At 71.5% G+C, this 26,162-nt stretch carries 23 protein-coding genes and 1 tRNA gene; 11 read left to right on the top strand and 13 right to left on the bottom strand.

The window, feature by feature from the left end:
* The first annotated feature begins 68 nt into the window (after window positions 1-68).
* Complete coding sequence (locus ACGFNV_RS12675) at window positions 69-2,180, top strand: fructose-specific PTS transporter subunit EIIC (RefSeq protein WP_393621823.1); 2,112 nt, start codon at window positions 69-71, stop codon at window positions 2,178-2,180.
* 133 nt (window positions 2,181-2,313) lie between these two features.
* The gene (locus ACGFNV_RS12670; RefSeq protein ID WP_393621821.1) at window positions 2,314-2,571 is read left to right on the top strand and encodes a hypothetical protein; all 258 of its coding nucleotides are present in this window, start codon (window positions 2,314-2,316) and stop codon (window positions 2,569-2,571) included.
* A 19-nt stretch (window positions 2,572-2,590) separates the two neighbouring features.
* Here ACGFNV_RS12670 and ACGFNV_RS12665 read toward each other — a convergent pair whose 3' ends face one another.
* The 4 genes from ACGFNV_RS12665 to ACGFNV_RS12650 form a co-directional block, all read right to left on the bottom strand.
* A complete protein-coding gene (locus tag ACGFNV_RS12665) occupies window positions 2,591-3,337 on the bottom strand; it encodes a DUF6227 family protein (RefSeq protein WP_393621819.1) in 747 nt (248 codons plus the stop codon).
* Window positions 3,338-3,535: 198 nt separating this feature from the next.
* Entirely contained in the window at window positions 3,536-4,762 is a 1,227-nt protein-coding gene (locus tag ACGFNV_RS12660; protein WP_393621817.1) for an Ig-like domain-containing protein, read from the bottom strand.
* A 154-nt stretch (window positions 4,763-4,916) separates the two neighbouring features.
* Window positions 4,917-5,948 (bottom strand): P1 family peptidase, encoded by a 1,032-nt coding sequence (locus ACGFNV_RS12655; protein ID WP_393621815.1) that lies wholly within the window; start codon window positions 5,946-5,948, stop codon window positions 4,917-4,919.
* Between the two features lie 101 nt (window positions 5,949-6,049).
* Window positions 6,050-7,279, bottom strand: a complete 1,230-nt coding sequence (locus ACGFNV_RS12650; protein ID WP_393621813.1) for a low temperature requirement protein A — start codon at window positions 7,277-7,279, stop codon at window positions 6,050-6,052.
* A gap of 77 nt (window positions 7,280-7,356) precedes the next feature.
* On the opposite strand from ACGFNV_RS12650, the gene ACGFNV_RS12645 reads away from it, so the two are divergent.
* Window positions 7,357-7,539, top strand: a complete 183-nt coding sequence (locus ACGFNV_RS12645) for a hypothetical protein (RefSeq protein WP_133928781.1) — start codon at window positions 7,357-7,359, stop codon at window positions 7,537-7,539.
* 10 nt (window positions 7,540-7,549) lie between these two features.
* On the opposite strand, the gene ACGFNV_RS12640 is transcribed toward ACGFNV_RS12645, so the two are convergent.
* From ACGFNV_RS12640 to ACGFNV_RS12615, 6 genes are all read right to left on the bottom strand, one after another.
* Window positions 7,550-8,029, bottom strand: a complete 480-nt coding sequence (locus ACGFNV_RS12640; protein WP_393621812.1) for an MscL family protein — start codon at window positions 8,027-8,029, stop codon at window positions 7,550-7,552.
* A 147-nt stretch (window positions 8,030-8,176) separates the two neighbouring features.
* On the bottom strand, window positions 8,177-8,779 hold the full coding sequence (locus tag ACGFNV_RS12635) for a hypothetical protein (RefSeq protein ID WP_393621811.1): 603 nt from the start codon (window positions 8,777-8,779) through the stop codon (window positions 8,177-8,179).
* A gap of 158 nt (window positions 8,780-8,937) precedes the next feature.
* Window positions 8,938-9,771, bottom strand: coding sequence for an S-methyl-5'-thioadenosine phosphorylase (locus ACGFNV_RS12630; RefSeq protein ID WP_393621809.1), 834 nt, complete (start codon window positions 9,769-9,771; stop codon window positions 8,938-8,940).
* A 132-nt stretch (window positions 9,772-9,903) separates the two neighbouring features.
* Window positions 9,904-10,227 carry an FmdB family zinc ribbon protein gene (locus ACGFNV_RS12625; RefSeq protein WP_393621808.1) on the bottom strand — a complete coding sequence of 108 codons (324 nt, stop codon included), beginning with the start codon at window positions 10,225-10,227 and terminating at the stop codon, window positions 9,904-9,906.
* A gap of 67 nt (window positions 10,228-10,294) precedes the next feature.
* A complete protein-coding gene (locus ACGFNV_RS12620) occupies window positions 10,295-11,587 on the bottom strand; it encodes an MFS transporter (protein WP_393621807.1) in 1,293 nt (430 codons plus the stop codon).
* Window positions 11,588-11,857: 270 nt separating this feature from the next.
* On the bottom strand, window positions 11,858-13,417 hold the full coding sequence (locus ACGFNV_RS12615) for a potassium/proton antiporter (RefSeq protein WP_393621806.1): 1,560 nt from the start codon (window positions 13,415-13,417) through the stop codon (window positions 11,858-11,860).
* 206 nt (window positions 13,418-13,623) lie between these two features.
* On the opposite strand from ACGFNV_RS12615, the gene ACGFNV_RS12610 reads away from it, so the two are divergent.
* Window positions 13,624-16,482, top strand: a complete 2,859-nt coding sequence (locus tag ACGFNV_RS12610) for a penicillin acylase family protein (protein ID WP_393621804.1) — start codon at window positions 13,624-13,626, stop codon at window positions 16,480-16,482.
* Between the two features lie 79 nt (window positions 16,483-16,561).
* Here ACGFNV_RS12610 and ACGFNV_RS12605 read toward each other — a convergent pair whose 3' ends face one another.
* Window positions 16,562-17,143 (bottom strand): 5-formyltetrahydrofolate cyclo-ligase, encoded by a 582-nt coding sequence (locus tag ACGFNV_RS12605; protein WP_393622495.1) that lies wholly within the window; start codon window positions 17,141-17,143, stop codon window positions 16,562-16,564.
* A gap of 131 nt (window positions 17,144-17,274) precedes the next feature.
* On the opposite strand from ACGFNV_RS12605, the gene galU reads away from it, so the two are divergent.
* The 7 genes from galU (at window position 17,275) to ACGFNV_RS12570 (ending at window position 22,785) form a co-directional block, all read left to right on the top strand.
* A complete protein-coding gene (galU, locus tag ACGFNV_RS12600) occupies window positions 17,275-18,186 on the top strand; it encodes a UTP--glucose-1-phosphate uridylyltransferase GalU (RefSeq protein WP_133928774.1) in 912 nt (303 codons plus the stop codon).
* Complete coding sequence (gene glp, locus ACGFNV_RS12595; protein WP_393621802.1) at window positions 18,183-19,505, top strand: gephyrin-like molybdotransferase Glp; 1,323 nt, start codon at window positions 18,183-18,185, stop codon at window positions 19,503-19,505. The genes galU and glp overlap by 4 nt, the downstream gene beginning before the upstream one ends.
* Before the next feature lie 63 nt (window positions 19,506-19,568).
* Window positions 19,569-20,048, top strand: a complete 480-nt coding sequence (gene moaC, locus ACGFNV_RS12590) for a cyclic pyranopterin monophosphate synthase MoaC (RefSeq protein ID WP_393621800.1) — start codon at window positions 19,569-19,571, stop codon at window positions 20,046-20,048.
* A complete protein-coding gene (locus ACGFNV_RS12585) occupies window positions 20,045-20,551 on the top strand; it encodes a molybdenum cofactor biosynthesis protein B (RefSeq protein ID WP_393621799.1) in 507 nt (168 codons plus the stop codon). The genes moaC and ACGFNV_RS12585 overlap by 4 nt, the downstream gene beginning before the upstream one ends.
* Window positions 20,548-21,192 (top strand): GNAT family N-acetyltransferase, encoded by a 645-nt coding sequence (locus ACGFNV_RS12580; protein WP_393622494.1) that lies wholly within the window; start codon window positions 20,548-20,550, stop codon window positions 21,190-21,192. The genes ACGFNV_RS12585 and ACGFNV_RS12580 overlap by 4 nt, the downstream gene beginning before the upstream one ends.
* Before the next feature lie 172 nt (window positions 21,193-21,364).
* On the top strand, window positions 21,365-22,615 hold the full coding sequence (gene glpR / locus ACGFNV_RS12575) for a gephyrin-like molybdotransferase receptor GlpR (protein WP_393621797.1): 1,251 nt from the start codon (window positions 21,365-21,367) through the stop codon (window positions 22,613-22,615).
* A gap of 96 nt (window positions 22,616-22,711) precedes the next feature.
* A tRNA-Ala gene (locus ACGFNV_RS12570) sits at window positions 22,712-22,785 on the top strand.
* A gap of 74 nt (window positions 22,786-22,859) precedes the next feature.
* On the opposite strand, the gene ACGFNV_RS12565 is transcribed toward ACGFNV_RS12570, so the two are convergent.
* Both ACGFNV_RS12565 and ACGFNV_RS12560 read right to left on the bottom strand, forming a co-directional pair.
* Window positions 22,860-25,304, bottom strand: a complete 2,445-nt coding sequence (locus ACGFNV_RS12565; protein WP_393621796.1) for an ABC transporter permease — start codon at window positions 25,302-25,304, stop codon at window positions 22,860-22,862.
* Window positions 25,298-26,074 carry an ABC transporter ATP-binding protein gene (locus ACGFNV_RS12560; protein ID WP_393621794.1) on the bottom strand — a complete coding sequence of 259 codons (777 nt, stop codon included), beginning with the start codon at window positions 26,072-26,074 and terminating at the stop codon, window positions 25,298-25,300. The genes ACGFNV_RS12565 and ACGFNV_RS12560 overlap by 7 nt, the downstream gene beginning before the upstream one ends.
* Between the last annotated feature and the right edge of the window lie 88 nt (window positions 26,075-26,162).

Raw genomic sequence — 26,162 nt, 5'->3', positions numbered from 1 at the left:
CACAGCACCCCCGTCCCCCCTCTCGCCCACCCCCAGTGCCGGGCGATACGCGTGCGAAGGAGCCCGCGATGAGCGACATGATCACCGCGGACCTGGTCGACCTCGACCTGTCCGCCGATACCAAGGAAGCGGCGGCGCGTGCCCTCGCCGAGCGCATGGTGGCCCTGGGCCGCGTGACCGACCTGGACGGCTTCCTCGCCGACGTGGCCGCGCGCGAGGCACAGATGCCGACCGGCCTCGACGGCGGCATCGGCATCCCGCACTGCCGCAGCGAGCACGTCACCGAGCCCACGCTCGCCTTCGGACGCAGCGCCGCCGGCATCGACTTCGGCGCGGCGGACGGCCCCGCCGACCTGATCTTCCTGATCGCCGCCCCGGCCGGTGCCGACGACGCCCACCTGACGATCCTGTCGTCGCTGGCCCGGCAGCTGATGAACGCCGAGTTCACCGCCGCGCTGCGGTCGGTGGACGACGCGACGGCCGCGGCCGCGCTGATCCGCGGGGACGAGCCCGCGGCGGACGAGCCCGCGGTCGCCGGTGGGGACGAGCCCGCGCGGGCCGGTTCCGAAGACTCCGTGGCGGCGTCGGCGGCGGCCTCCGCCGACGCCGCCACGGGTACTGCCGCCGCAGGTACGGCCGCCACGGTCGCCGCCGAGGACGCGGCCGCCGAGGAGCGGCCCTTCCGGATCGTCGCCGTCACGTCCTGTCCGACCGGCATCGCCCACACCTACATGGCGGCCGAGTCGCTGGAGAACGCCGGCCGTGAGGCGGGCGTCGAACTCGTCGTCGAGACCCAGGGTTCGGCCGGCTTCACCCGGCTCGACCCGGCGGTCATCGCGGCCGCGGACGGCGTGATCTTCGCCCACGACGTGCCCGTACGGGACAAGGACCGCTTCGCCGGCAAGCCGACCGTCGACGTCGGCGTGAAGGCGGGCATCAACCGGCCCGGCGAGCTGATCACCGAGGTGCGTGGCAAGGCCGAGCGCGGCGAGGTCACCGCCGGTTCCCCGGGCGCGACGCCCGTCGAGCGCTCCGGCGACTCCACCGAGGGCTACGGCACCAAGCTGCGCAAGTGGCTGATGTCCGGCGTCAGTTACATGGTCCCGTTCGTCGCCGCGGGCGGTCTGCTGATCGCCCTGGGCTTCGCGATCGGCGGCTACAAGATCAACAAGGCGCCGTCGGTCATGGAGCACTTCGTGTGGACCCAGAGCGACAGCTGGGCCGCGCTGCTCTTCCAGATCGGCGTGGTCTCCTTCGGCTTCCTGGTCCCCGTCCTCGCGGGCTACATCGCCTACGGCATGGCGGACCGGCCCGGCCTCGTGCCCGGCTTCGTCGGCGGCGCGATCTCGGTGACCATCAACGCGGGCTTCCTCGGCGGTCTGGCGGCCGGTCTCATCGCCGGTGGCGTGGTGCTGGCGATCCAGCGGGTCAAGATCCCGGCGGCGGTGCGCGGCATCATGCCGGTGGTGGTGATCCCGCTGATCTCCGCGGCGATCGTCGGCTTCCTGATGTTCGTCGTGATCGGCAAGCCCATCGCCGAGGCGCAGAAGGGCCTGACCGACTGGCTGAACGGCCTCACCGGCTCCAACGCGATCCTGCTCGGCGCCCTGCTCGGCCTGATGATGTGCTTCGACCTGGGCGGCCCGGTCAACAAGGTCGCCTACACCTTCGCCACCGCCGGTATCGCCGTCGCGAGCCCCAGCGACTCGGCGATGAAGATCATGGCCGCGGTGATGGCGGCCGGTATGGTCCCGCCGCTGGCCATGGCGCTGGCGACGACCGTGCGCGGCAAGCTCTTCACGCCGACCGAGCGCGAGAACGGCAAGGCCGCCTGGGTCCTGGGTGCCTCCTTCATCTCCGAGGGCGCGATCCCGTTCGCCGCGGCAGACCCGCTGCGCGTCATCCCGTCCTCGATGGTCGGCGGCGCGGTCACCGGTGCCCTGTCGATGGCTTTCGGCGCCACCCTGCGCGCCCCGCACGGCGGCATCTTCGTGGTCCCGCTGATCGGCAACCCGTTCCTGTACCTGGTCGCCATCGCGGTGGGCGTGGGCGTCACCACCACGCTGGTCGTCGTCCTCAAGGGCCTGCGCAAGCCGGCCCCGGGGACCACGGCCGCCGAGGCCGCGCAGGACGGCACGGGCACCTCGGCGTCGCAGGCGAAGCAGCCGGTCGCGGCCTGAGTGGCCGAGGGCTCTCAGTGGCCTGTAGTCACCCCTCTGCGCGCTTTTGACGCGGTGTGAGTGCTTCACACCACCTGCGAGATACATCACGGTCCGGGACCAAAGTCCCGGGCCGTGGTGTGTACTGGGACGTATGCCTCAGCACGTCTCGATCCTCCAGCTGGCGGGCGTCGCCTTCCTCGCCCTGGTGTCCGTCGCCTGGCTGGTCGGCCTGCTCCGCATGCTGCGCCGGGCCCGCGCCGAGGCCACCGTCTGGCACACCGGCTCCGCCGCCCTGTACGGCGTACCGGAGCAGCGGCAGAGCGGCCCCCACCGCGAGGCCGTCGAGCTGACCCCGGCGGAACGGGACGCCTTCGCGCTCCTCGTACGGCAGTTGGACGACCGCCGCTAGCGCGTCCCCCGCCGGCCGTTCAGGAGACCTGGGCGGCCCGCCGCTCCATCGCCTCCCGCGCCGCGTCCTCGGTGTCGTACACCTCGCACATGTGCCGGCCGTCGGGCGTCGCCGTGTGCTCGACCTCCCAGAGGGAGATCTCCCGGCCGTCGCCGAGCAGGAACGCGTGCTCGTAGAGCGAGAAGCCCAGCCCGATACGGCCCGCCCGGCAGGGGCGCCCGAAGGCCTGGGTGATCTGGTGGGCGAACGCCGTGGTCAGCAGGGCTGCGGTGGCCCCGTCCGGCCGGTCCGTGTTCTCCGCCCGGCGCAGCAGCCGGCGCGCGTGGTCCGGGGAGTCCTCGGTCACGTACGCGTGGCGGGGCTGCAGGGCCGGCGACAGCTGGACCGTCACCGGCAGTTCGAAGTCCGGGGCGTCCGGCGGCAGCGGCAGCCGGCCGGTGGCGGCGCGCAGCTCCTCCTCGTCGACGTACACCTCGTGCTGCGGCTCGCTGCCGCGCGCGGTGTTGTGGACCAGCTCCCACAGGGTGACGGCCGAGCCGTCGGCGAGCAGCCAGGTGTGCCGGTACGTCTCCCGGTGCAGCCCCGCGCTGTGGTGCGCGGAGTGCAGGGAACTGTCGTGCGCCAGCGCGCAGTCCAACTGGTGGAGCGTCTCGTCGGGCAGTTCGAAGCTGTTCAGGGCGCGGCCGAGGAGCCGCGCGAGGTGCTCCTCCGGAGACTCGGGCGACTCGGGTGGTTCGTACGGTGCCGTCTCGTACGGAACGCTCAAGGCTTCTCCCGGCGTTGCTGCATGTCACCTTGTGGGTGCATACCGTAGCCCCTCGGTCGGACATCGTGTCCCGGAACCGAGAAAACGTACGCTGTAGAAAACGCCGGGGCCGTGCGAAAAGTTCCCGCACGGCCGGTCACCCCGTCAAGTTCGGCCGGTCGAACGTGACTTGATCCGGTCCTTCGTGACTTGATCCCGTCACCCGGCGCTGGTGGCCACCCACTGGCTCCACGGCAGGTTCCAGCCGTTGAGACCATTGTCGGGCGCGACCGACTTGTCCGGGGAGTTCTTGACGATCACCACGTCACCGATCATCGAGCTGTCGTAGAACCACTTGGCGGGCGTGTCCCCCTGCGCGCCCCGCACGTCCTGGAGGCCGACGCAGCCATGGCTGGTGCCCTGGCGGCCGAAGGGCGGGTTGCCCTGGTTGTACCAGTAGTTGCCGTGGATGAAGGTCCCCGACGTCGTCAGGCGCATCGCGTGCGGGACGTCCGGTATGTCGTAGGCGTTGGCGAGGTCGACCGTCCTGCTGTCCATGCGGATCTGCTGGTACTTCTCGGAGATCACCATCTGCCCGTTGTACGTGGTGAACTCCGGGCTCCCCGCCGAGATCGGCACCGTCCGCAGCGTCTTGCCGTCCCGCACGACCGTCATGGTCTGCGTGTTGACGTCGACCGTGGAGACCTGCGACCGCCCGATGGTGAAGGTGACGGTCTTCTTCTGCACCCCCTGGATGCCGTTCGCGCCCTTCACACCGTCCAGGTCGATCTTCATCGTGACCTTGGAGCCGGCCTTCCAGTACTCCTGCGGCCGGAAGTCGAGCCGCTGCGCACCGAACCAGTGCCCCACCACCTCCTGCCCGCTGCTGGAGGTGACCGTGATGTGCGACTGGACGGCCCTCTTGTCGCTGATCGCCTTGTCGAAGGTGAACGACACCGGCATCCCGACGCCGACCGTGGTGCCGTTGTCCGGCGTGTACGACCCGATGAAGCTGTTCGCCTTGCTCACCGTCGTGAAGGTCGAACGGGCGGCCGTGGCCCGGCCGTCCGCGTCCTTCGCGGTCGCCGAGATCTCGTACTTCGTCCCGCGCTCCAACTGCTCCTTCGGCTTCCAGGAGCGGCCGTTCGCGGAGATGTCCCCCGGTACGGCCTGCCCCGTCCCCGCCACGGTCATCTTCACCTCGGTCAGCCGACCGTCACCGACCTTCACGCCGGTCGTGTTGATCGACGCGCCGGTCGAACCGTCCTTGGCCGAGATGACGATGTCCGCGGCGGAGGTCTGGCTGGAACCCTTGCCGCCCTTGCCGTTCTCGTCGTCGTTCTTGGCGTTGGCGCTGCCGCCACAGGCGGTGAGGGTGAGCGCGCCGACCAGAAGGGCGGCACAGGCCCCCAGCGCTCGCCGCGGTGCTATGTCCGGCGTCGTCACGAGCTGCTCCAGGTTCGTGTGATGTGCGTGGTCCGCTCCAGTACGTGAACGAAGAGGGGACCGGCGGCCGTTGAGGTTCCCTCCGGCCGCCCCGAACGCCGTCAAGTGACAGAACCGGGACAATCGCCCGCCGCGGGCGAAGCGCGAGCAGCACCTACGGCCGCCCGTACAACTCCGCGTACGACGGCCACTCCCCGCCCGGCCCGACCACCGACTCCGCCGCCCGAACGGCACGCACGAGCGCCCGTGTCACCACGTCCGCCCCCGCCGCGAGCACCTCGTTCAGCGCGAGCGGGTGCCCGGCGTCGAGCGGGCGCGCCCCCGTGGCCAGCGTGAACACCGTGTCCCCGTCGTTGAGCAGATGGACCGGCCGCACAGCCCGCGCGATGCCGTCGTGCGCCGTGCCTGCCAGCTTCTGCGCCTGCGCCTTGGACAGGTCCGCGTCGGTGGCGACCACGGCGAGTGTGGTGTTGAGCGGGGGAGGGGGGTTCCTCGCCCCGGCCTCGGCGAGGCGTCGGCGTGCGGACTCATGGACGTGCGCCTCCGGGTGTCGCACCGGCCGCCCCTGGAACAACTCCCCGTACAACACCCCCGTGTCCGGATCCATCGCCGATCCCGCCGCGTTGGCCACGACCAGCGCCGCCACCGTGATCCCCGAGTCCAGGACGGTGCTCGCGGTGCCGACGCCGCCCTTCAGTGTCCCGACCGCGGCTCCCGTCCCGGCGCCCACGCATCCCTCCCGCACGGGTGCGCCCGCCGGGCTGGCCGCGGCCGCCTCGACCGCGATCCGGCCTAGGGCCGCGTCCGGCCTGGCCCGGAAGTCGCCGCCCCGGCCCAGGTCGAAGACGCAGGCGGCGGGCACCACCGGCACGACGTGCGCCGGGTCCACCCCGACGCGCACCCCGCGCCCCTGCTCCTCCAGCCAGGCCATCACCCCGGACGCCGCGTCCAGCCCGTACGCGCTGCCGCCGGTCAGGACGATCGCCTCGACCTTCTCCACCACGTTGCGCGGATCCAGGGCGTCGGTCTCCTTGGTGCCGGGACCGCCGCCGCGCACGTCCACGGCGGCCACCGCCCCGCCCTCCGGGGCGAGCACGACCGTGGTGCCGGTGAGCCAACCGTCGCCGGTGCGCGAGGCATGCCCCACGCGCACCCCGGCGACGTCCGTCAGAGCGTCAACTGTCATGGGGGTCAGTTTCCCGCGAAGCTGCACCCGATGAGGCACCTGAGGCATCTGAGGCACCTGAGGCACCTGAGGCACCTGTGATGCGGCACCCCCGGACGCCCTCACGCCGCCGGAGCGGTCGCCCTCGGCTCGCGCACGGCCGCGTCCGTTCGCGCCGTCAGCGCCACGCCCACCGCCACCGCCAGCGCCGACACCAGGCCGGCCGCGAGCACCGCCCAGTGCCCCAGGAAGGTGCAGCAGATCACCAGCAGTGCCGTCACCGGCAGCACCAGTTGCTGCCGGACGCCCACCTTGAAGTGGCGCGCGTGCAACGCCCACACGGCCAGCAGATAGAGCGCCGTCGGCAGGGTCACCGCGGCCGAGGCGGCCCGTGTGGAGATGTGCGCCTGGCCGACCGCCTGCTCGACCGCCACCTCCAGACCGGCACCGATCGCCGCCGCCGAGGCGAAGATCAGGTAGTGGCCGTACCCCCACACGAACGCCTGCTTGCTGGAGCGCAGATGGTCGTGGATCGGCACCACGAAGTAGATCCACCAGGCGGAGAACACGATCAGCAGACCGCCCGCGGCGATCGGCAGCAGCTCGTCCAGCGCGTTGTGCTCGTCCGCCGCAGACTTCACGGCGACCGTGGCCGCGGCGATCGTCTCGCCGAGCACGATGATCGTGAACAGCCCGTACCGCTCCGCGATGTGGTGCGCATGCCAGGACGTCGAGAAGTCCCTCTCCGCATACACCGGCACGCACAGCTCCACGACCACCATGGCCAGGAACACCCAGGGCCGGGCGGGTTCCGGCAGGACCACGAGACCCAGCCAGCCGACCTGGCACACCAGCACGCCGACCGCGTACCGCACCGCCGTCGCCCGCTCGGCGCCCTCGGCCGATCGCGCGGCCCGCAGCCACTGCGCGGACATCGCCAGCCGCATGATCAGGTAGCCGAGCCACACGAGCACGAAGTCGTGCTCCTCGAAGGCCCGCGACACCCCGGCCGCGAGCACCAGCACGCCGGCGATCTGGAACAGGGTGACGACCCGGTAGAGGACGTCGTCGTTGTCGTAGGCGGAGGCGAACCAGGTGAAGTTCATCCACGCCCACCAGATGGCGAAGAAGACCATCGCGTAGTCGAGGACGCCCTGGCCCGCGTGCCCCTCCGCGACGGAGTGCACCAGCTCGACGCCCGCCTGCGCGATGGCCACGACGAAGCACAGGTCGAAGAAGAGCTCCAGCGGCGAGGCCACCCGGTGCGCCTCCCCGCGGCCGCGCGCGGTCAGTCTGCGCAGAGGGGCGTGGCGTACGGGCGCGCCGGACGGGGGAGTTGAGCTGGACGTCATGGGTCCAGCACAGCAGACATCGGCGCGAAACGCTCGTGAACGGATTCACGACGATTCCGGGACCGTACTCTTGAGGCATGAGTACCGCCCCCGCCCCCGAGCCGCGCGACCCGAAGGCCGCGCTGATCTTCGACGACCCGCTGGACGCGCAGTCCTCCGACGACACGGACCGGGGTTGGGGTGAGCGGCCGAGGGCCGACGGCGACAGCGCCGCCGACCTGAAACGCTTCCTCGACGAGAAGCCGCCCCACCACCTCTGAGGGATTCCCGCTACACCCGGTCGTGACCTGACCCGCGCTGTGCGACCAGCGCGTCGCGGATCTCCTTCAGGACCTCCAGCTCGGTCACCTCGATGACCTCCTGCGTGCCCTCCCGCGCCTTCTTGCGGGCCTCGTGCCGGGCCAGGTACCTGGACATCGGCAGGACCATCAGGAAGTAGACGACCGCCGCGGTGATCACGAACGTCAGCGTCGCGCCGAGGACGGTGCCCCACAGGATCGGCACGCCTTTCGTGACCGTGCCGTCCGGCGCCACCTTGCACGGCGCTTCCAGGCACGAGCTGTAGCCGTCGAGGTTCTTGGTGCCGATCGCCCCGACCAGCGGGTTGATCACCCCTTTCACGACCGAGTTGACGATGTTGCTGAAGGCGGCGCCGATGACCACCGCCACTGCCAGGTCGACGACATTCCCGCGCATCAGGAAGGCTTTGAAGCCCTGCAGGATGCTCGGTTCCTTGTTCTTCTCGGCCACCTCGGGGACTCTCCTCGCATGCGCTGGTTGGGGAACAAACAGTTCCGCAACCTACGTCAGGGTGCCGATGCCGTGTCCAGTCCGGTCGCGACGTGGGATCCGGCAGGAAGAGGCGGCGCAGACCGCGCAGCAGGCGCAGGGCATGGCTCAGCACAGCGTCACCGCCAACCGGGCCGTCGCACCGGCACCGACCAGACGCGCCGCCGTGGTGCGCGGCACCGAGAGCACGACGAGCGCTCCGCTGTCGGCGGCGCCGTCCACGACCTCCGGCACCTCCGGCACCTTCGTCACCAGGGCCCCGTGGGCGACCACCCGGGCGTCGCCGCCCGTGCCCGTCGGTTCGGCGGCGATGACGTCGACCCGGTCCCCGGACCGCAGCAGCCGGACCGTGGCCCCGTCGGCGATGCGCACGGGGGCCGTCACCATCTCCACGGCCCGGCGCGCGGGCGCCCGGTCATCCGCGAGCGAGGCGGTGTGAGTGGGAAGGCGTGACGAGGGATGCCCGCGCGCCCCGTCGCCGTCTCGCTGTGCCGCAGGCCCCGCCGCCACCAGCGCGGCCGCGGTGATGGCGAGGCCGGCCGCCACGGCCGGCCTCCGGTGCCGTACGAGCCGCCGAAGCCGATGCAGCCCGCCGCGCACCCGCACCGGGGCGAACTGCGGCACCTCGCAGGTGGTGGGGGCGTCGGCGCCGGGCGGGCGCACGGAGGAGGACGGGAAGAACGGATGGGGAGGGGGAGTGAGGGAGGACATGGGAGTCACCGCCTGAGACGTGGCAACGGCTTGCGAAGCCCACGATGAGGCTTCGCGCCGCCGCCCGCCGAGACGGGTGGACTACCGACGGGTTGTGGACAACTCCCTCACCTGAACGAGGCGTTCCGGCACCCCAGCACCCTCATCCGCAACTCTCCTTACGGCAGCTCGAATCCCGGATCCATCCCACCCAGCGCGTTCACGCACAGGCAGTCCCGCTCCTCGGTCGTCGGCAGGGCCGCCACCGCGTCGAAGAGCACACCGCGCAGCCGGTCGACGTTCGCGGCGAACACCTGCAGCACCTCGTCGTGCGAGACGCCCTCACCGGTCTCGGCGCCGGCGTCGAGGTCGGTGACGAGGGTCAGGGAGGTGAAGCAGAGTTCGAGCTCTCGGGCGAGGGCGGCCTCGGGGTGACCGGTCATACCCACCACGGACCAGCCCTGGGCCTGGTGCCACACCGATTCGGCGCGGGTCGAGAACCGCGGACCCTCGACGACGACCAGCGTGCCGCCGTCCACCGGCTCCCAGTCCCGGCCGCGTGCCGCCTTCATCGCGGCCGCCCGGCCGGTGGGGCAGTAGGGGTCGGCGAGGGACACGTGGACCACGTTCGGCACGCTGCCGCCGGGCAGCGGCAGTCCGTCGAAGTACGTCCCGACCCGGGACTTGGTGCGGTCGACCAACTGGTCCGGGACGAGGAGCGTGCCCGGTCCGTACTCGGGGCGCAGACCGCCCACGGCGCACGGGGCGAGGACCTGGCGCACACCGACCGAGCGCAGCGCCCACAGGTTGGCCCGGTAGTTGATCCGGTGCGGGGGCAGATGGTGACCGCGCCCGTGCCGGGGCAGGAAGGCGACCCTGCGGCCGGCGAGCTCGCCGAGGAAAAGAGAGTCACTGGGAGACCCGTAGGGGGTGTCCACTTGGATCTCCGTCACGTCCTCGAGGAACGAGTAGAAGCCGGAGCCACCGATTACGCCGATCTCTGCGTTCGCCATGACCAGCACATTAGCTGGCGGAGACCGAACTGGAGAGCGACTTCGGAAGGGACTTCCGGAGCGACGGGGAAGGGACTTGGCGGAACGCCGAGAACCCTGCCGTCGTACGACGGCAGGGTCCCTGAGCGGGTCTTATGCGGCGGAGCTGCTCGAGGAGGTGCCGGCTCCCGACGACTTCGAGTCCGACGCCTTGGAGTCGGACGACTTCGACTCCGAGGACTTCGACTCGGACGAGGACGTCGACGACTTCGCGGTAGCCGGCGCGCTGCTCGACGAGGAGCCGCGGCTGTCGTTGCGGTAGAAACCGGAACCCTTGAAGACAATGCCGACGGCGGAGAACACCTTCTTCAGGCGGCCACCGCAGTTGGGGCACTCGGTGAGGGCGTCATCGGTGAACTTCTGCACCGCCTCGAGGCCCTCGCCGCACTCGGTGCACTGGTACTGGTAGGTCGGCACTGTCTTCCTCCTGGCACTCTCACTCAATGAGTGCTAACGACGATCCATAGTGACGTATTCCTGAGGATCAGTCCACTGTCATCGGCACGCGGTGACCGACGCCACGTGCGACCGTGCGGCCCCGGGGTGGGGTGACCAGCCGCGATCGCAGTGCCAGCAGGGTCGCCAGGGCCAGCAGGGTGCCGCCCATCGGGACCAGGAACCCGGCGCCGTCCCGGAAGCGGTCCTCCAGTTGCCCGGCGACCGTGACCGCGGCCGCCTGGCCCAGCGCCACCGCGCCGGTCAGCCAGGTGAACGCCTCGGTGCGGGCCCCGGCCGGGACCAGGTTCTCGACCAGGGTGTAGCCCGTGATCAGGGCGGGCGCGATGCACATGCCGACCAGGAGGCCGAGTCCGGCCAGGACGAGCACCGAGTGCGCGGCCCACAGGCCGGACGCGGTCACCGCGAGGGCGGCGTACCCGACGATGAGCCGGTGGCGGGGGGCCGTTTTCCAGGCGACGGCGCCGCAGACGAGGCCGGAGAGCATGTTGCCCGCGGCGAAGATCCCGTAGAGGACGCCGTTGAGGCCGGGTTCGCCGATCGACTCGGTGAACGCGGCCAGCGAGACCTGCATGCCGCCGAAGACGGAACCGATGCCCAGGAACGTCACGGCGAGCACGCGCACGCCCGGCACGCGCAGGGCGGGAACGTGCTCCACGCGCGCGTGCCCGTCGCCGGCGACGGCGGGCTGGGTGCTCCTCTGCGCGGCGAACAGCAGACCGCCGACCAGGGTCAGCGTGGCCTCCGTGACCAGACCCGCGGCCGGGGTGACGGTGGTGCACAGGGCGGTGGCGAGGAGCGGGCCGACGACGAAGGTCAGCTCGTCGGTGACGGACTCGAAGGCGGCCGCCGTGGTCATCAGGGGCGAGTCCTTCAGCGTCACACCCCAGCGGGCGCGCACCATGGGCCCGACCTGCGGCACCGAGGCACCCGTGGGGACGGCCGCCGCGAACAGCGCCCACAGCGGGGCGTGTGCCAGGGCCAGTGCCGTCAGGGTGAGGCCCGCCACCGCGTGCACGAGGACGCCCGGGACCAGCACCGCGCGCTGGCCGTAGCGGTCGGCGAGACGGCCGCTGTAGGGCGCGAACAGGGCCATGGAGACGCCGGTGACGGCCGCGGCGGCGCCCGCGGCCCCGTAGGAGCCGGTGGTGTGCTGGACGAGCAGCACGATCGAGATGGTGAGCATCGCGAACGGCTGGCGTGCCGCGAAGCCCGGCAGCAGGAACGTCCAGGCGCCGCGGGTGCGCAGCAGTTGCCCGTATCCCGGGCGGGAGGAGGCCGACGAGTTCGCCGACGGCTCGGTGGTGACCGTGGATGCCACGGCCCGTGCCTTTCTGCCACCTGGTAGCAAGCCCGTACCGGGGCCGCCGAGAGCTGTCCTCTTGCGCGGAACTGCGGTAGATGCCGACGCCCCCGCTTCGGGGTGGGCCGGCCGCCATACGGTCGCGCCAGCTCTGCGTCAGGCAGAGTTGGTTCGATCAAGGTGCGCCTTCATCGTACTAGGGTCGCGGCCCCGTACACCTGTGAAAACGAGCACCATGGCGCCGTCCACCTGCGATTACCACGGGTGTGAACTGTATGAAACGCGCTCTTAACGCGTCTCGGCTCCGTTCATGCCCAGCCATCCCGCCAGCTTGCCGCCGCGGCCCACCGCGCGCAGCCGCCGCTCGGCCGCGTCCCGGACGGGATCCGTGGCGACCACGAGCAGTTCGTCGCCGCGCCGCAATACGGTCGTGGGCAGCGGAACAAACGATTTTTCGTCACGGACGACGAGGGTGACCGCGGCCCCGGCGGGCAGCCGCAGCTCGTTGACCTCGACGCCGTGCATCTTCGAGCCCTCGGGGATCGCCATGGACAGCAGATGTCCGCGCAGCCGCTCCAGGGGCGCCGACTCGATGCCGAGGTCCGCGGCCTCCGGCTCCTCGCCCAGGCGCAGCTTGCGGGCGAGCCACGGCAGGGTCGGCCCCTGGACCAGGGTGTAGACGACCACCAGGACGAAGACGATGTTGAAGATCCGGCGGCTGGCGTCGACCCCCTCCACCATGGGGATCGTCGCCAGGATGATGGGCACGGCGCCGCGCAGGCCTGCCCACGACATCAAGGCCTGCTCCTGCCACGGCACCCGGAACGGCACCAGGCAGGCCACGACGCTCAGCGGGCGGGCCACCATGGTGAGCACCAGGCCGATGACGAGCGCGGGCCAGATGTCGTCGCCCAGTTCGTGCGGGGTGACCAGCAGGCCGAGCATCACGAACATGCCGATCTGGGCGATCCAGCCGAGCCCGTCGGCGAACCCGCGCGTGGCGGGCCAGTGGGGCAGCTTCGCGTTGCCCATGACCATCGAGGCGAGGTACACACCCAGGAAGCCGCTGCCGTGGGCGATCGCGCCCGCCGCGTACGCGGTCACCGCGATCGCCATGACGGCGATGGGGTAGAGGCCGGAGGCGGGCAGGGCGACGTGCCTGAGGCCCCAGGCGCCCAGCCAGCCCACCGCGAGACCGATGGCCGCGCCGATGGCCAGCTCCAGTGCTATCTCGCCCAGCAGCATGTACCAGTGGTCGACCGGACCGGCCGTGGAGAAGGCGACCACGAGGATGACCACGGGGGCGTCGTTGAAGCCGGACTCGGCCTCCAGCGTGCCGTTCACGCGCGCGGGGAGGGGGATCTTCCGCAGCACGGAGAACACGGCCGCCGCGTCCGTGGAGGAGACCACCGCCCCGATGATGAACGCCTGCCGCCACTCGAGACCGACCAGATAGTGCGCGCCCGCGGCGGTGACCCCGACGCTGATCCCGACACCGACCAGCGCGAGGGTGGAGGCGACGGGCAGGACCGGTTTGATCTCCTTCCACTTCGTGCCCAGACCGCCCTCGGCCAGGATCACGACCAGGGCCGCGTATCCGATGACCTGGGTCAGCTCGGCATTGTCGAAGTGGATGTCGCCGATGCCGTCCTGGCCCATGAGGATGCCGATGCCCAGGTAGACGAGCAGGCTGGGGAGCCCGCTGCGCGAGGAGATCCGGACCGCTGCCACGGCGACGAGCAGGACCAGCGAGCAGACGAGCAGGAGCTGGTTGAGGTGGTGGACAGTCAGCGGCCGTTCCCTTCCCTGGCTCACGCATGGCACACGCGCGTGAGCGCTCACGTACATAGGACACGAAGTCGGGTCCCCCGGCACCCAACTACTTCGTTACCTTACCTAACTCTTGACGATTTCTTGACGCTTCACCGTGCAAGATCGAACGTCCGTCCGCGTAGGTTCCCGACTCCGCGTCAAGTGGCACGGGGCCCTGCGCCTATGGTTGCTCCAGCACTCCAGGACCGCCTGCCGCTCGCGTTAGGACAGCAAGGACAGCGATGCCCCCCAACACCACCGCCTCAACGGGTCACAAACCCGGCAAGTCCGGCAGGAAAAAGGGGCGCAAAGCCCGTCTCGTCGTTCTCGTCCTGGTACTGGCCATCATCGGGGGCATCGCCTACGGGGCCTACTGGTCGATCAGCACCGTCCGTGCCTCCTTCCCCCAGACCAAGGGTTCGATCACGCTCGACGGCCTCTCCGGGCCCGTCGACGTGAAGCGCGACGGCTACGGCATCCCGCAGATCTACGCCTCCTCCGACGAGGACCTGTTCATGGCGCAGGGCTTCGTCCAGGCGCAGGACCGGTTCTACGAGATGGACGTGCGTCGGCACATGACCTCCGGGCGCCTGTCGGAGATGTTCGGCAAGGGCCAGGTCAAGAACGACGAGTTCCTGCGCACCCTGGGCTGGGACCGCGTCGCCAAGGAGGAGTACGACAAGAAGCTGTCGGCCTCCACGAAGAAGAACCTCCAGGCGTACGCCAAGGGAGTCAACGCCTACCTCAAGGGCAAGGACGGCAAGGAGATCTCCCTGGAGTACGCCGCCCTGGGCTTCAGCAACAACTACAAGCCCGCCGAGTGGACCCCGGTCGACTCGGTCGCGTGGCTGAAGGCCATGGCCTGGGACCTGCGCGGCAACATGCAGGACGAGATCGACCGCGCCCTGATGACCAGCCGCCTCGGCCCCAAGCAGATCGCCGACCTGTACCCGGAGTACCCGTACAGCCGCAACCAGGCGATCGTCCAGCAGGGCCAGTACGACGAGCTCACCAAGACCTTCAAGGGCGACGACTCCAGCGGGACCTCCGGGACCTCCGGGACCTCCGGCACCGGCGGGACGTCCGGCACGAGCGGAAGCTCCGGCACGACGGGAGCGAGCGGCGCCACGGGCACGGCGGGCACGGCCGGCACGGCGGGCACGGCCGGCACGGCGGGCACGGCCGGCACCTCCTCGGCGCTGCAGAGCCAGCTCTCGGGCCTCTACAACGTCCTGGAGAACGTCCCCGACGCCGTCGGCGTGAACGGCAACGGCATCGGCTCCAACTCCTGGGTCGTCGCCGGTAAGTACACCATCACCGGCAAGCCGCTGCTGGCGAACGACCCGCACCTGTCGGCCTCGCTGCCCTCGGTCTGGTACCAGATGGGCCTGCACTGCCGGACCGTCTCCAGCAAGTGCCAGTACGACGTCAGTGGCTACACGTTCGCCGGGATGCCCGGTGTGGTCATCGGACACAACCAGAACATCGCCTGGGGCATGACCAACTCCGGCGTCGACGTCACCGACCTCTACCTGGAGAAGCTCTCCGGGGACGGCTACCTCTACGACGGCAAGATCAAGCCCTTCACGACCCGCGAGGAGACCATCAAGGTCGCCGGCGGCTCGTCCAAGAAGATCGTCGTCCGGCAGGCCGCCGACGGCATGCCCCTGCTGTCCGACCGCGACGACGAACTCGTGAAGGTCGGCAGGAAGGCCGGCGTCGACACCGCCGCACCCGACCGCGGCGACGGCTACGCCGTCGCGCTGCGCTGGACGGCACTGGAGCCGGGCACCTCCATGGACGCCGTCTTCGCGATGGACAAGGCGGCCGACTTCAGCGGCTTCCGCGACGCCGCCGCTCTGTTCGACGTGCCCTCGCAGAACCTGGTCTACGCCGACACCAAGGACAACATCGGCTACACCCTGCCCGGAAGGATCCCCACGCGCGCGAAGGGCGACACCGGCTCCATCCCGGCGCCGGGCTGGGACTCGAAGTACCGCTGGACCGGCTACATCGACCAGGACGAGCTGCCCTACGAGTACAACCCGAAGCAGGGTTACATCGTCACCGCCAACCAGGCCGTGATCGACAAGGACAAGTACCCCTACACGCTCACCACGGACTGGGGCTACGGCACCCGCAGCCAGCGCATCACCGACCTGATCGAGTCGAAGATCAAGGGCGGCGGCAAGATCTCCACCGACGACATGCGCCAGATGCAGCTCGACAACAGCAGCGAGATCGCCAAGATGCTCGTGCCCAAGCTGCTGAAGATCGACGTCGACTCCAAGGGCGTCCGTGAGGCGCAGAAGCTTCTGGAGGGCTGGGACTACACCCAGGACGCCGACTCGGCGGCGGCCGCCTACTTCAACGCGGTCTGGCGCAACATCCTCAAGCTCGCCTTCGGCAACAAGCTGCCCAAGGAGCTCCGGGTCAAGGGCCAGTGCCTGTGGGTCGAGAAGGTCGACACCACCGGCCCGGTCGACGGGACCAAGGGCCAGGTGCGCGAGTGCGGTGAGCGCGACGCCGACCAGGCGCAGCCGGACGGCGGCGACCGCTGGTTCGAGGTCGTGCGCAACCTCATGGACGACCAGAAGAGCGACTGGTGGAAGACGCCGGACGTGGGCACCCGCCCGGAGGCCACCGACCGGGACGGGCTGTTCAGGCGCGCCATGATCGACGCCCGCTGGGAGCTGACCGCCAAGCTCGGCAAGGACATCGACACCTGGAGCTGGGGCCGGCTGCACCGCCTGTTCCTGAAGAACCAGACCCTGGGCACCGAGGGCCCCGGCTTCCTCCAGTACATGCTCAACCGCGGCCCGTGGAAGCTCAGCGGCGGTGAGGCGACGGTCAACGCGACCGGCTGGAACGCGGCCGGTGGCTACGGCGTCGTGTGGGTGCCGTCGATGCGGATGGTGGTCAACCTCGACGACCTGGACAAGTCGAAGTGGATCAACCTCAGCGGGGCCTCCGGCCACGCCTACAGCGCCCACTACACCGATCAGACGGACAAGTGGGCCGACGGTGAGCTGCTGGACTGGTCCTTCTCGGACAAGGCGGTCGACAAGAACACCAGCGACGCGCTCGTCCTGAAGCCGTGAGCCGCACCATCGGCTGATGCAGCGAAAAGGGCCCTCCACACACGCGTGGAGGGCCCTTTTCGCATGAGGGGCGTCCCCGTCAGGCATTCCCGAAACGGCGCACCCCCGAGGGCGTCACCACCGCCCGCACCGGCCGGTCGTGCGGCTCCTCGGGAACCCGCGCGACGACCTCCGAGTCGTACAGCAGCACCACCAACGCCGGTCGCGCCTCGGCCCGTTCCAGTCGCGCGAGCACCCGGTCGTACGACCCTCCGCCGCGCCCCAGACGCATGCCGCGCGCGTCGACGGCGAGCCCCGGCAGCAGCACGACGTCGGCGCCGGTCACGGCGTCCGGACCCAGGCGCTCACCGGCCGGCTCCAAGAGCGCCATCTTTCCACTGTGTTGGACCCGCGCGAGGGAGCCCTCACCGCCGTACACACCCCAATCCAGGTCGTTGTCCGGCAGGAGCACGGGCAGCAGGACGCGCACGCCCCGCGCGCGCAGCGTGTCCAGGAGGGCGAGCGTTCCGGGTTCGCTCCCCACGGAGACGTACGCCGCCACCGTGCCTGCGTGCGCCACCTCGGGCAGCTCCAGCGCGTGCTCGGCCAGCCGGGCGGCCGACGTCCGTACGACATCCGGTGTCAACCTGCGCCTCACCTGGAGGAGCTCTCGCCGAAACATTTGCTTGTCAGGCTCGGCCGGACGTCGGAAATGGCTCACCTGTTGCTCCTTACCGTCCCAATACGCTCATATGAGGGCCAATTAACCGGAGCCACAGATTCGCTGCAAAGGCACCGGATAAGGTTGCGGGCATGACTCAGTCGCACCCCAGGATCAGCAAGGCTGTCATTCCCGCAGCCGGCCTCGGCACCCGGTTCCTGCCGGCGACCAAGGCCACTCCCAAGGAGATGCTGCCGGTCGTCGACAAGCCGGCGATCCAGTACGTGGTCGAGGAGGCCGTCTCCGCCGGCCTCGACGACGTCCTCATGATCACGGGTCGCAACAAGCGCCCGCTGGAGGACCATTTCGACCGCAACTACGAGCTCGAGTCGGCGCTGCAGAAGAAGGGCGACGCCAGACGGCTCGCCAAGGTCCAGGAGTCCAGCGACCTCGCCACCATGCACTACGTCCGCCAGGGCGACCCGCGCGGCCTCGGCCACGCCGTCCTGTGCGCGGCCCCGCACGTCGGTCACGAGCCGTTCGCCGTCCTGCTCGGCGACGACCTGATCGACCCGCGCGACCCGCTGCTCCAGCGGATGATCGAGGTCCAGGAGCGGCACGGCGGCAGCGTCGTCGCCCTCATGGAGGTCGAGCCCGAGCAGATCCACCTCTACGGCTGCGCGGCCGTGGAGGAGACCGAGGACGGCGACGTCGTCAGGGTGAGCGGCCTGGTCGAGAAGCCGGACCCGGCGGACGCCCCCTCCAACTACGCGATCATCGGCCGGTACGTCCTCGACCCGGGCATCTTCGGCATCCTGCGCACCACCGAACCCGGCCGCGGCGGCGAGATCCAGCTCACCGACGCCCTCCAGCAGCTCGCGGACGACGAGAAGGTCGGCGGCCCCGTGCACGGCGTCGTCTTCAAGGGCCGCCGCTATGACACCGGAGACCGTGGCGACTACCTGCGTGCCATTGTCAGACTCGCGTGCGAACGTGAAGACCTGGGCCCGGAGTTCCGGACCTGGCTTCGCAGTTACGTCACCGAGGAGATGCAGCAACGTTGAGCAGCGCCGCGCCCCGCACCACGGGTCAGGACCACCTCTGGTCGGTGGACGAGCACCTCGAGGACATCCTCGCCACCGTCCGCCCCCTCGAGCCCATCGAACTGCAGCTGCTCGACGCCCAGGACTGCGTCCTCGTCGAGGACGTCACGGTGCCCGTGTCGCTGCCCCCGTTCGACAACAGCTCGATGGACGGTTACGCGGTGCGGGTCGCGGACGTGGGAGGCGCGAGCGAGGAGTACCCGGCCGTCCTGGACGTCGTCGGGGACGTGGCGGCCGGACAGGACGGCCTGCTGTACGTCGGCCCGGGCCAGGCCGCCCGCATCATGACCGGCGCCCCGCTGCCGGACGGCGCCGAGACGGTCGTCCCCGTGGAGTGGACCGACGGCGGTCTCGGCGAGGGCCCGGTGAGCGGGATGCGCGCCCGCAGCCTCGCCCCCGAGGGCGCCGCCGGGCAGGTGCGCGTGTACCGCCCGGCCGAGGCCGGCGCGCATGTGCGCGCCAAGGGCAGCGACGTGAAGGCCGGAGACCGCGCCCTCGAAGCGGGCACCGTCCTCGGCCCGCCGCAGATCGCGCTGCTCGCCGCGATCGGACGCGGCACGGTCCGCGTACGCCCCCGCCCGCGCGTCGTCGTCCTGTCCACCGGCAGCGAACTCGTCCCGCCCGGCGACGCCCTCGGCAGCGGCCAGATCTACGACTCCAACAGCTTCGCCCTCACCGCCGCCGCGCGGGACGCCGGCGCGATCGCCTACCGCGTGGGCGCGGTCGCCGACGACGCGGAGACGCTCCGCTCCACCATCGAGGACCAGCTCGTCCGCGCCGACCTCGTGGTCACCACGGGCGGCGTCAGCGTCGGGGCGTACGACGTCGTCAAGGAGGCGCTGTCGCACGTCGGCGACGAGGACGAGGCCGGCAGTGGCATCGACTTCCGCAAGCTCGCCATGCAGCCGGGCAAGCCCCAGGGATTCGGCTCCATCGGACCCGACCACACCCCGCTGCTCGCCCTGCCCGGCAACCCGGTGTCGTCGTACGTCTCCTTCGAGCTGTTCGTGCGGCCGGCGATCCGCACCCTCATGGGGCTCACGGACGTCCACCGGCCCACCACCCGCGCGACCCTCGCCGCGGACAAGGCGCTGACCTCCCCGAAGGGGCGCAGACAGTTCCTGCGCGGGACCTACGCCGACGCCACCGTGCGTCCCGTCGGTGGATCCGGCTCCCACCTGGTCGCCGCCCTCGCCCACGCCGACGCCCTGATCGTCGTCCCCGAGGACGTCGAGTCCCTCGCGCCCGGCACCGAGGTCGAAGTGGTCCTGCTCGGCTAGGTCCTCCCGGTTGGGGGTACCGTGTCGCGCACAACAGGCCTGGACCGGGAGCGCTGCACAGCCATGAGTACGCAGGACCGACTGACGCACATCGACGACGCGGGTGCGGCCCGCATGGTCGACGTGTCCGACAAGGACGTGACCGCGCGCACCGCCCGCGCCAGCGGACGGGTCCTTGTCTCACCCCGCGTGGTCGAGCTGCTGCGCGGGGAGGGCGTCCCCAAGGGCGACGCCCTGGCCACCGCGCGGATCGCCGGAATCATGGGCGCCAAGCGCACCCCGGACCTGATCCCGCTGTGCCATCCGCTGGCGGTCTCCGGTGTGAAACTGGATCTGTCGGTCGCGGACGACGCCGTGGAGATCCTCGCCACCGTCAGGACGACGGACCGCACGGGTGTGGAGATGGAGGCGCTCACCGCGGTCTCCGTCGCCGCTCTCACCGTGATCGACATGGTCAAGGCGGTCGACAAGGGGGCGGTCATCACGGACGTGCGGGTGGAGGAGAAGACGGGCGGCAAGTCGGGCGACTGGAGCCGGGCATGACGTACCGCGCTCTTGTGGTCACCGCTTCCAACCGGGCGGCCGCCGGGGTCTACGAGGACAAGGGCGGCCCGCTGATCGCCGAGGGGCTCGGGCGCTTCGGGTTCGCCGTGGACGGCCCGCAGGTCGTCCCGGACGGCGACCCGGTGGAGGCCGCCCTGCGTGCCGCCGTCGAGGCCGGGTACGACGTGGTCGTGACCACCGGAGGCACCGGCATCTCGCCGACCGACCGCACCCCTGAGGCGACCCGTCGGGTGATCGACCGCGAGGTGCCGGGCATCGCCGAGGCCATCAGGGCGTTCGGACGGGACAAGGTGCCGACCGCGGCGCTCTCCCGGGGCCTGGCCGGAGTGGCGGCCGGGACACTGATCGTCAACCTGCCGGGCTCCACCGGCGGGGTGAAGGACGGGCTGGCCGTCCTGGAGCCCCTGCTGGTCCACGCCGTCGATCAGCTCCGCGGCGGCGACCACCCCAGACCCGGCACCGGCAGTGGGGGTGTGAGCTGAACAGCCCGTCCTGGCCCGTCGAACTGGCGGAGGGCGATGTCCTCCTCCGGCCGATAAAGCTGCGCGACCAGCGGGCCTGGCGCGAGGTCAACCGGCGCAACCGGGACTGGCTGCGGCCCTGGGAGGCGACCATCCCGCCGCCCACGCCCGCCGGTCCGATCGCGCACCGGCCGACGTACCGCCAGATGGTCCGGCATCTGCGCAACGAGGCGAACGCCGGCCGGATGCTGCCGTTCGTCATCGAGTACCAGGGCCGCCTGGTGGGGCAGTTGACGGTCGCCGGGATCACCTGGGGCTCGATGTGCTCGGGCCACGTCGGGTACTGGGTGGACCAGACGGTCGCCGGACGCGGGGTCATGCCGACGGCCGTGGCGCTCGTCGTGGACCACTGTTTCCGCACCGTCGGTCTGCACCGCATCGAGGTCTGCATTCGCCCCGAGAACGTGCCCAGCCGCCGGGTCGTGGAGAAACTCGGATTCCGCGAGGAGGGCCTGCGGCCCCGTTATCTCCACATCGACGGCGCCTGGCGCGACCACCTCGTCTTCGCGCTCACCGCGGAGGAGGTGCCGGAAGGACTGCTCGACCGCTGGCGGCGGACCCGCTCGCAGAACTCGCAGAACGCCCCCGGCCCCGGTAATTGAATAAGTGTTCGAAAATGATCGCTCGATGACCATCTACAGGCATTGAATTCGCCCCCGTGGCGGCCTGCTGATCGCATCGATCACAAAAAAAGCTAGAAATATCAGCCGGATCGTGCGACACACCGGCTCAATTGGCGGATGGCCTCACGCAAACCCCTCTACCGTGTGAGGCGTGAGCAGCAGCGGCCTCATCTACGCAGTCATTGTCGGGGCCTGGGCCGCCTACTTGGTGCCGATGTGGCTCCGTAGGCAGGACGAGCTGAACGAGGCCCGTCCGACGGAACGCTTCAGCACCGCCATCCGGCTCCTGTCCGGACGAGCGGGCATGGAGCGCCGATACGCCAAGGACCTGCGGGCGCGCTCCACCGAGGAGGGGGAGCAGGACGCCGGTGATCCGGACGCCGTCACCGACTCGGTGGACGTCCGGGCCTTCGCCGTGCCTCCGACCCGTCCGCAGGTGAAGGCGCCGGTCCAGGAGCAGGGTCGGCCGGAATCGGCACGCGATCCGGAGCGGGAACAGGCGGCCAGGGCCGCGCGCGGAGGGGCCGCCCAGCAGGCGCCGTCCGCGGGCGACGCGGGCCGGCACCCCGAGTCCGGCACCGCGCCGGCCCGTAAGCGCGTCCCCGCCCCCCGGCGCACACCCTCCGCGCAGGCCGACGCGGCCCGCGCCCGGCGCTCCAAGGCGCTCGCGCGCCGTCGGCGCACCACGGTGATGCTCTTCCTCGCCTTCACCCTCGGTGCGATCGTCGCCGCCGTCGGAGGCCTCGCGTTCCTGTGGGCGCCGGGCGTGCCCGCGGTGATGCTCAGCGCCTACATCGGGCATCTGCGCGCTCAGGAGCGCCGCCGCTTCGCCTTCCAGATGGACCGGCGCCGGGCCGAGGCCGCGGCCCAGCGGCTGCGGGAGCGCGCCCGCCAGCCGCGCCGCCGCGCCACCCTCGACACGGGCGCCGACGGCATCGTCGACGAACCCGAGGAGGGGCCCGAGCCGGAGACGGACCCCGGCCTTTCGGCGCTCGCCGCCGACCGGCGCGCCCTCGTCGAGCAGACCGACCACGCCGAATGGGTCGACCAGCAGCGCGAGCGGCAGCGGCGGCCGGGCCACGGCGACAGCTGGGAGCCGGTACCGGTCCCGCTGCCGACCTACGTGACCGCCCCGGTCGCCCCGCGCGCCACCGCCGACGTCGACCTGGGGGCACCGGACGCGTGGAGTTCTGCCCGGTCGAGCTCCGTCGCACCGGAGCCGGAGCCCGAGGCGCCGCACCAGGAAGCGGCGGAGCCGCCGCCCGCCGAGGACAAGCCGTCGGCCGACGGCCGCACCGACGCCCGCCGCGCCGCCTCCGCCCGCCGGGCCCGCGAGCGCGGCCGTACTCCCCTGTTCGACCAGTACGAGGACGGCGAACGGCCGCGCGCCGCCAACGAGTGAGACCCTCCGACCGCCCGCCGGGTGCTCCGCCCCTGGTCGGCGCGGAACGGATTTCCAAGCACCCGGACGGGGATGCTAGAGTTTCACTCGTTGCAAGGGCCTGTGGCGCAGTCCGGTAGCGCACCTCGTTCGCATCGAGGGGGCCAGGGGTTCAAATCCCCTCAGGTCCACGCAGCATGAAGCCCCAGTCGGCGAAAGCCGACTGGGGCTTCATCGTGTTCGTGAGACACATCAGCGGGGCAATTCAGCGGGACAGAGCAGCGCCGCGCCGCAGGGCGAACGCCGTCGCGGTCGTCGCCGACAGGACCGCGAGTACGGCGCAGGCCGCCGTCGTCGCGCCGAGCGCGGGCCAGGGGACGGTGAGGGGAGCCGGGGCGGCCAGCAGGTGGAGCGCCGTGTCCATGCCGAGCAGGTTGAGGAACGTCACCAGCACGCCCAGCACCGCGCCCACGGCCACCACGGTGAGGGCCTCCGCACCGACCAGGCGCAGGAGCTGGAGCGGGGTGGCGCCGGCCAGGCGCAGGGACGCGAGTTCGCGGGTGCGGTCGGAGGTGGCCATGACCAGGGTGTTGGCGAGTGAGATGCCGGTGTAGAGCAGGGCGATGCCCAGGATCAGGAGCATGCCGAGCCGGGTGGTGGAGTTGGTCTGCGGGTAACTCGCCCGGATCCACTGGGACTTCGTGAGCAGCTCGGCCCGCGGCTGCTGCCGTACCGCCTCGCGCAGGGCCGTCGCCACGGCGGCCGGGGCCGCACCGTGCCGCACCTTCACGTCGATGCGGTCGACGGTCGCGCCGGGGGCGTTGGCCGGCGTCACGTAGACGCCGTTGTCGCCGGTGCCGGTGGCCAGGACCGCCGCGATCCGCAGGGATCTGCGGGTGCCGTCGCCGAGCCACACCTCGACGCGCTGTCCGACCGTGTGCCGGGCCCACTCCTCGTTCACGACGATCGAGTCGTCGTCCAGGTCGGTGACCCGACCCGCCGTCACCGGCAGCCGTACGGTCGCGGCGAGCAGCGCCGGATCGGCCGCGCGGGCCTCGGACTTGACGAGGGCGACGCCGTCCTCGAGGACGTGGACGGCCGTCGCGGAGGTGGGGGAGACGTCGGCGCCCGGTGTCCGCCGCAGCCGGGCGAGCGTCGCCGGGTCGAAGGCCTGGTCGGCGGTCACCACGAAGTCCGCCGTCGTCCGGCGTGTCACCTCCTGCGCCCGCGCCTCGTTCAGCGTCGAGGTGGCGCCGAGCAGGGAACCGGCGAGGGCGACCGTGACGAGGACGGGCGCCGCGACGGCGGCGGTGCGGCGAATGCCGGTCGTCGCGTTCTCGCGGACCAGCAGACCCAGGGCGCCGGGCAGCCGGGCGGGCAGCCAGGCCAGCAGCCGGGTCAGCGGGCCGACCAGCGCCGGCGAGAGCAGCGCGACCGCGGTGATCAGGAGCATCGGGCGGCTGACGTACGTCTTGCGGTGCAGCAGGTCGCCCGGCTCGGTGAGCAGTGCGTGCGCCAGGGTCGCCACGGCGGCGACCAGCAGGGCCGCACCGCACAGCCGACGGCCCCAGGTCAGCGTGCCGTGGTCCACGGACGCCTCACGCAGCGCCTGCGTGGGCCCCGTGCGTCCCGCCCGCCACGACGCGGCGACCGCCCCGCACAGCGCCACCAGCAGGCCCGTCCAGAACGCCAGGTGGTACGGCCATACGGCGTCACCGATCGCGAACCACGCCGGAGCCAGGCCGCCGTCCACCACCCGGCCGGCCAGCCACGGGGCCCCGTACGCGCCGAGGACACAGCCCGCGGCGGAGGCGAGGACACCGACGAGCAGCGCCTCCGCGAGGACCATCCGGCGGAGCTGGCCCGGCGTGGCGCCCGCGGTGCGCAGCAGGCCGAACTCCCGGCGCCGCTGCGCCACCGCGAAGGCGAAGGTGGACGCCACGACGAACACCGACACGAAGCCGGTCACACCGCCCGCCGTACCGAACAGGGCGTTCAACGCGGTGAGGGACCTCGCGTCGCGGTCCGGGTCGGCGTCGGCGAGGCGGCGGGCGTCGCCGGTGAGGACGCGTACGCCGTCGCTGCCCCGAACGGCCGCGCGTACGGCGGCGGCGTCGGCGGTGTCCACGACGAGCTGGGTGCTGAGGGGCGAGAGCCGGGCGGCCTGCGCGTCCGTGTAGAAGACGGCGTTCTCGAAGCCGCGCGCGGACACCGTCCCGACCACCCGGACCGTGCCGTGGGCGGTGCGCAGCCGCTCGCCCACGGCGGCCCAGTCACCGGTGGTCACGACCTCACCGCCGGTCCTCGGGGCGCGCCCCGTGCCGAGCTCGTACGGGGCGAACCTCGCGACCGACCAGGGGTGGCCCACCAGATCGCCCGGCCCGTCCTCGGCCCGTACGGGGAAGGAACGGTCCTCGGCGACCGGGCCCAGCTTCTTCAGGGCGGTGACGGCGGCCGGGGGGACGGGCTGGGGCTGGGGCAGCTTCGACGTGCGCTCACCGATCGGCGTGGGGACGCGCAGGGTGTCCCGGCCCTTGACGACGAGGGGGGCCGCCGCGAAGCGCTCCGGGCGGTGCTCGGGCGCGTCCTGCGAGGAGGCCAGGGCCAGCCCCATCACGGCGATCAGGCCGACCCCGAGCGACAGGGCGACGAAGCTGCCGACGAAGGTGACCCAGCGGGCGCGCAGGGTGCGCAGGGCGATGCTCAGCACGGGGTGACCTCCTGAACAGGGCGCGGCGCGCCGGTCATCCACGCCGCGATCGTCTCCGCCCCGGCGCCCACCAGCTCGCCGCTCACCCGCCCGTCGACCAGGAAGATCACGCGGTCCGCGTACGACGCGGCCACCGGATCGTGGGTGACCATGACCACCGTCTGTTGCTCGCGGTCGACGAGTTCGCGGAGCAGGATCAGCACCTCCTGGCCGGTGCGGGTGTCGAGCGCGCCGGTCGGTTCGTCGCCGAAGAGGACCTCGGGGCGGGTGATCAGGGCCCGGGCCAGGGCGACGCGCTGCTGTTGGCCGCCGGAGAGCTCGGCGGGGCGGTGGCGGGCACGGTCGGCCAGGCCGACCTGGCGCAGCGCCTCACGCACCCGGGACTTCGGAGGGCGCCGCCCGGCCAGCCGCAGCGGCAGGGCGACGTTCTGCTCGGCGGTGAGGGACGGCAGCAGGTTGAACGCCTGGAACACGAAGCCGATCCGCTCCCGGCGCAGCAGGGTAAGCCCGCGCTCGCTCAGCCCGGTCAGCTCCGTGTCCCCGATGCGGACGGAGCCGGAGGTGGGCCGGTCGAGGCCGGCGGCGCACTGCAACAAGGTCGACTTGCCGGAGCCGGACGGGCCCATGACGGCGGTGAAGGTGCCCCGCGGGAAGGCGAGGGAGACCTGGTCGAGCGCGAGGACGCGACCGTCGCCGGAGCCGTGGGTCCGGCTCACGGAGCGCAGTTCGATGGCGTGGCCGTTCCGCGGCGCAATGGCGTGGGTGTTCATGACGACAACGAAACCCCGCGACCCCGCCCCCAAGCAGTGCGGCAGGACCGAGACTTGGGGTAGGGCCAGGCATACCCCCGGCCCACCC

It is taken from the genome of Streptomyces sp. NPDC048751 (assembly GCF_043198595.1).
Lineage (GTDB): Bacteria > Actinomycetota > Actinomycetes > Streptomycetales > Streptomycetaceae > Streptomyces.
The sequence above is the reverse complement of the archived record's forward strand: the minus strand, read 5'-3'. Positions and strand labels throughout refer to the sequence as shown.

Bases quoted from the DNA above. Each gene is read 5' to 3' on its own strand.
- ACGFNV_RS12605 (WP_393622495.1), bottom strand. From the start codon at position 17,143: ATGTTTCGGCGAGAGCTCCTCCAGGTGAGGCGCAGGTTGACACCGGAT.
- galU (WP_133928774.1), top strand. From the start codon at position 17,275: ATGACTCAGTCGCACCCCAGGATCAGCAAGGCTGTCATTCCCGCAGCC.
- ACGFNV_RS12610 (WP_393621804.1), top strand. From the start codon at position 13,624: ATGCCCCCCAACACCACCGCCTCAACGGGTCACAAACCCGGCAAGTCC.
- ACGFNV_RS12650 (WP_393621813.1), bottom strand. From the start codon at position 7,279: ATGACGTCCAGCTCAACTCCCCCGTCCGGCGCGCCCGTACGCCACGCC.
- ACGFNV_RS12630 (WP_393621809.1), bottom strand. From the start codon at position 9,771: ATGGCGAACGCAGAGATCGGCGTAATCGGTGGCTCCGGCTTCTACTCG.
- ACGFNV_RS12670 (WP_393621821.1), top strand. From the start codon at position 2,314: ATGCCTCAGCACGTCTCGATCCTCCAGCTGGCGGGCGTCGCCTTCCTC.
- ACGFNV_RS12585 (WP_393621799.1), top strand. From the start codon at position 20,045: ATGACGTACCGCGCTCTTGTGGTCACCGCTTCCAACCGGGCGGCCGCC.
- ACGFNV_RS12645 (WP_133928781.1), top strand. From the start codon at position 7,357: ATGAGTACCGCCCCCGCCCCCGAGCCGCGCGACCCGAAGGCCGCGCTG.
- moaC (WP_393621800.1), top strand. From the start codon at position 19,569: ATGAGTACGCAGGACCGACTGACGCACATCGACGACGCGGGTGCGGCC.
- ACGFNV_RS12615 (WP_393621806.1), bottom strand. From the start codon at position 13,417: ATGTACGTGAGCGCTCACGCGCGTGTGCCATGCGTGAGCCAGGGAAGG.
- ACGFNV_RS12655 (WP_393621815.1), bottom strand. From the start codon at position 5,948: ATGACAGTTGACGCTCTGACGGACGTCGCCGGGGTGCGCGTGGGGCAT.
- ACGFNV_RS12675 (WP_393621823.1), top strand. From the start codon at position 69: ATGAGCGACATGATCACCGCGGACCTGGTCGACCTCGACCTGTCCGCC.
- ACGFNV_RS12635 (WP_393621811.1), bottom strand. From the start codon at position 8,779: ATGTCCTCCCTCACTCCCCCTCCCCATCCGTTCTTCCCGTCCTCCTCC.
- ACGFNV_RS12560 (WP_393621794.1), bottom strand. From the start codon at position 26,074: ATGAACACCCACGCCATTGCGCCGCGGAACGGCCACGCCATCGAACTG.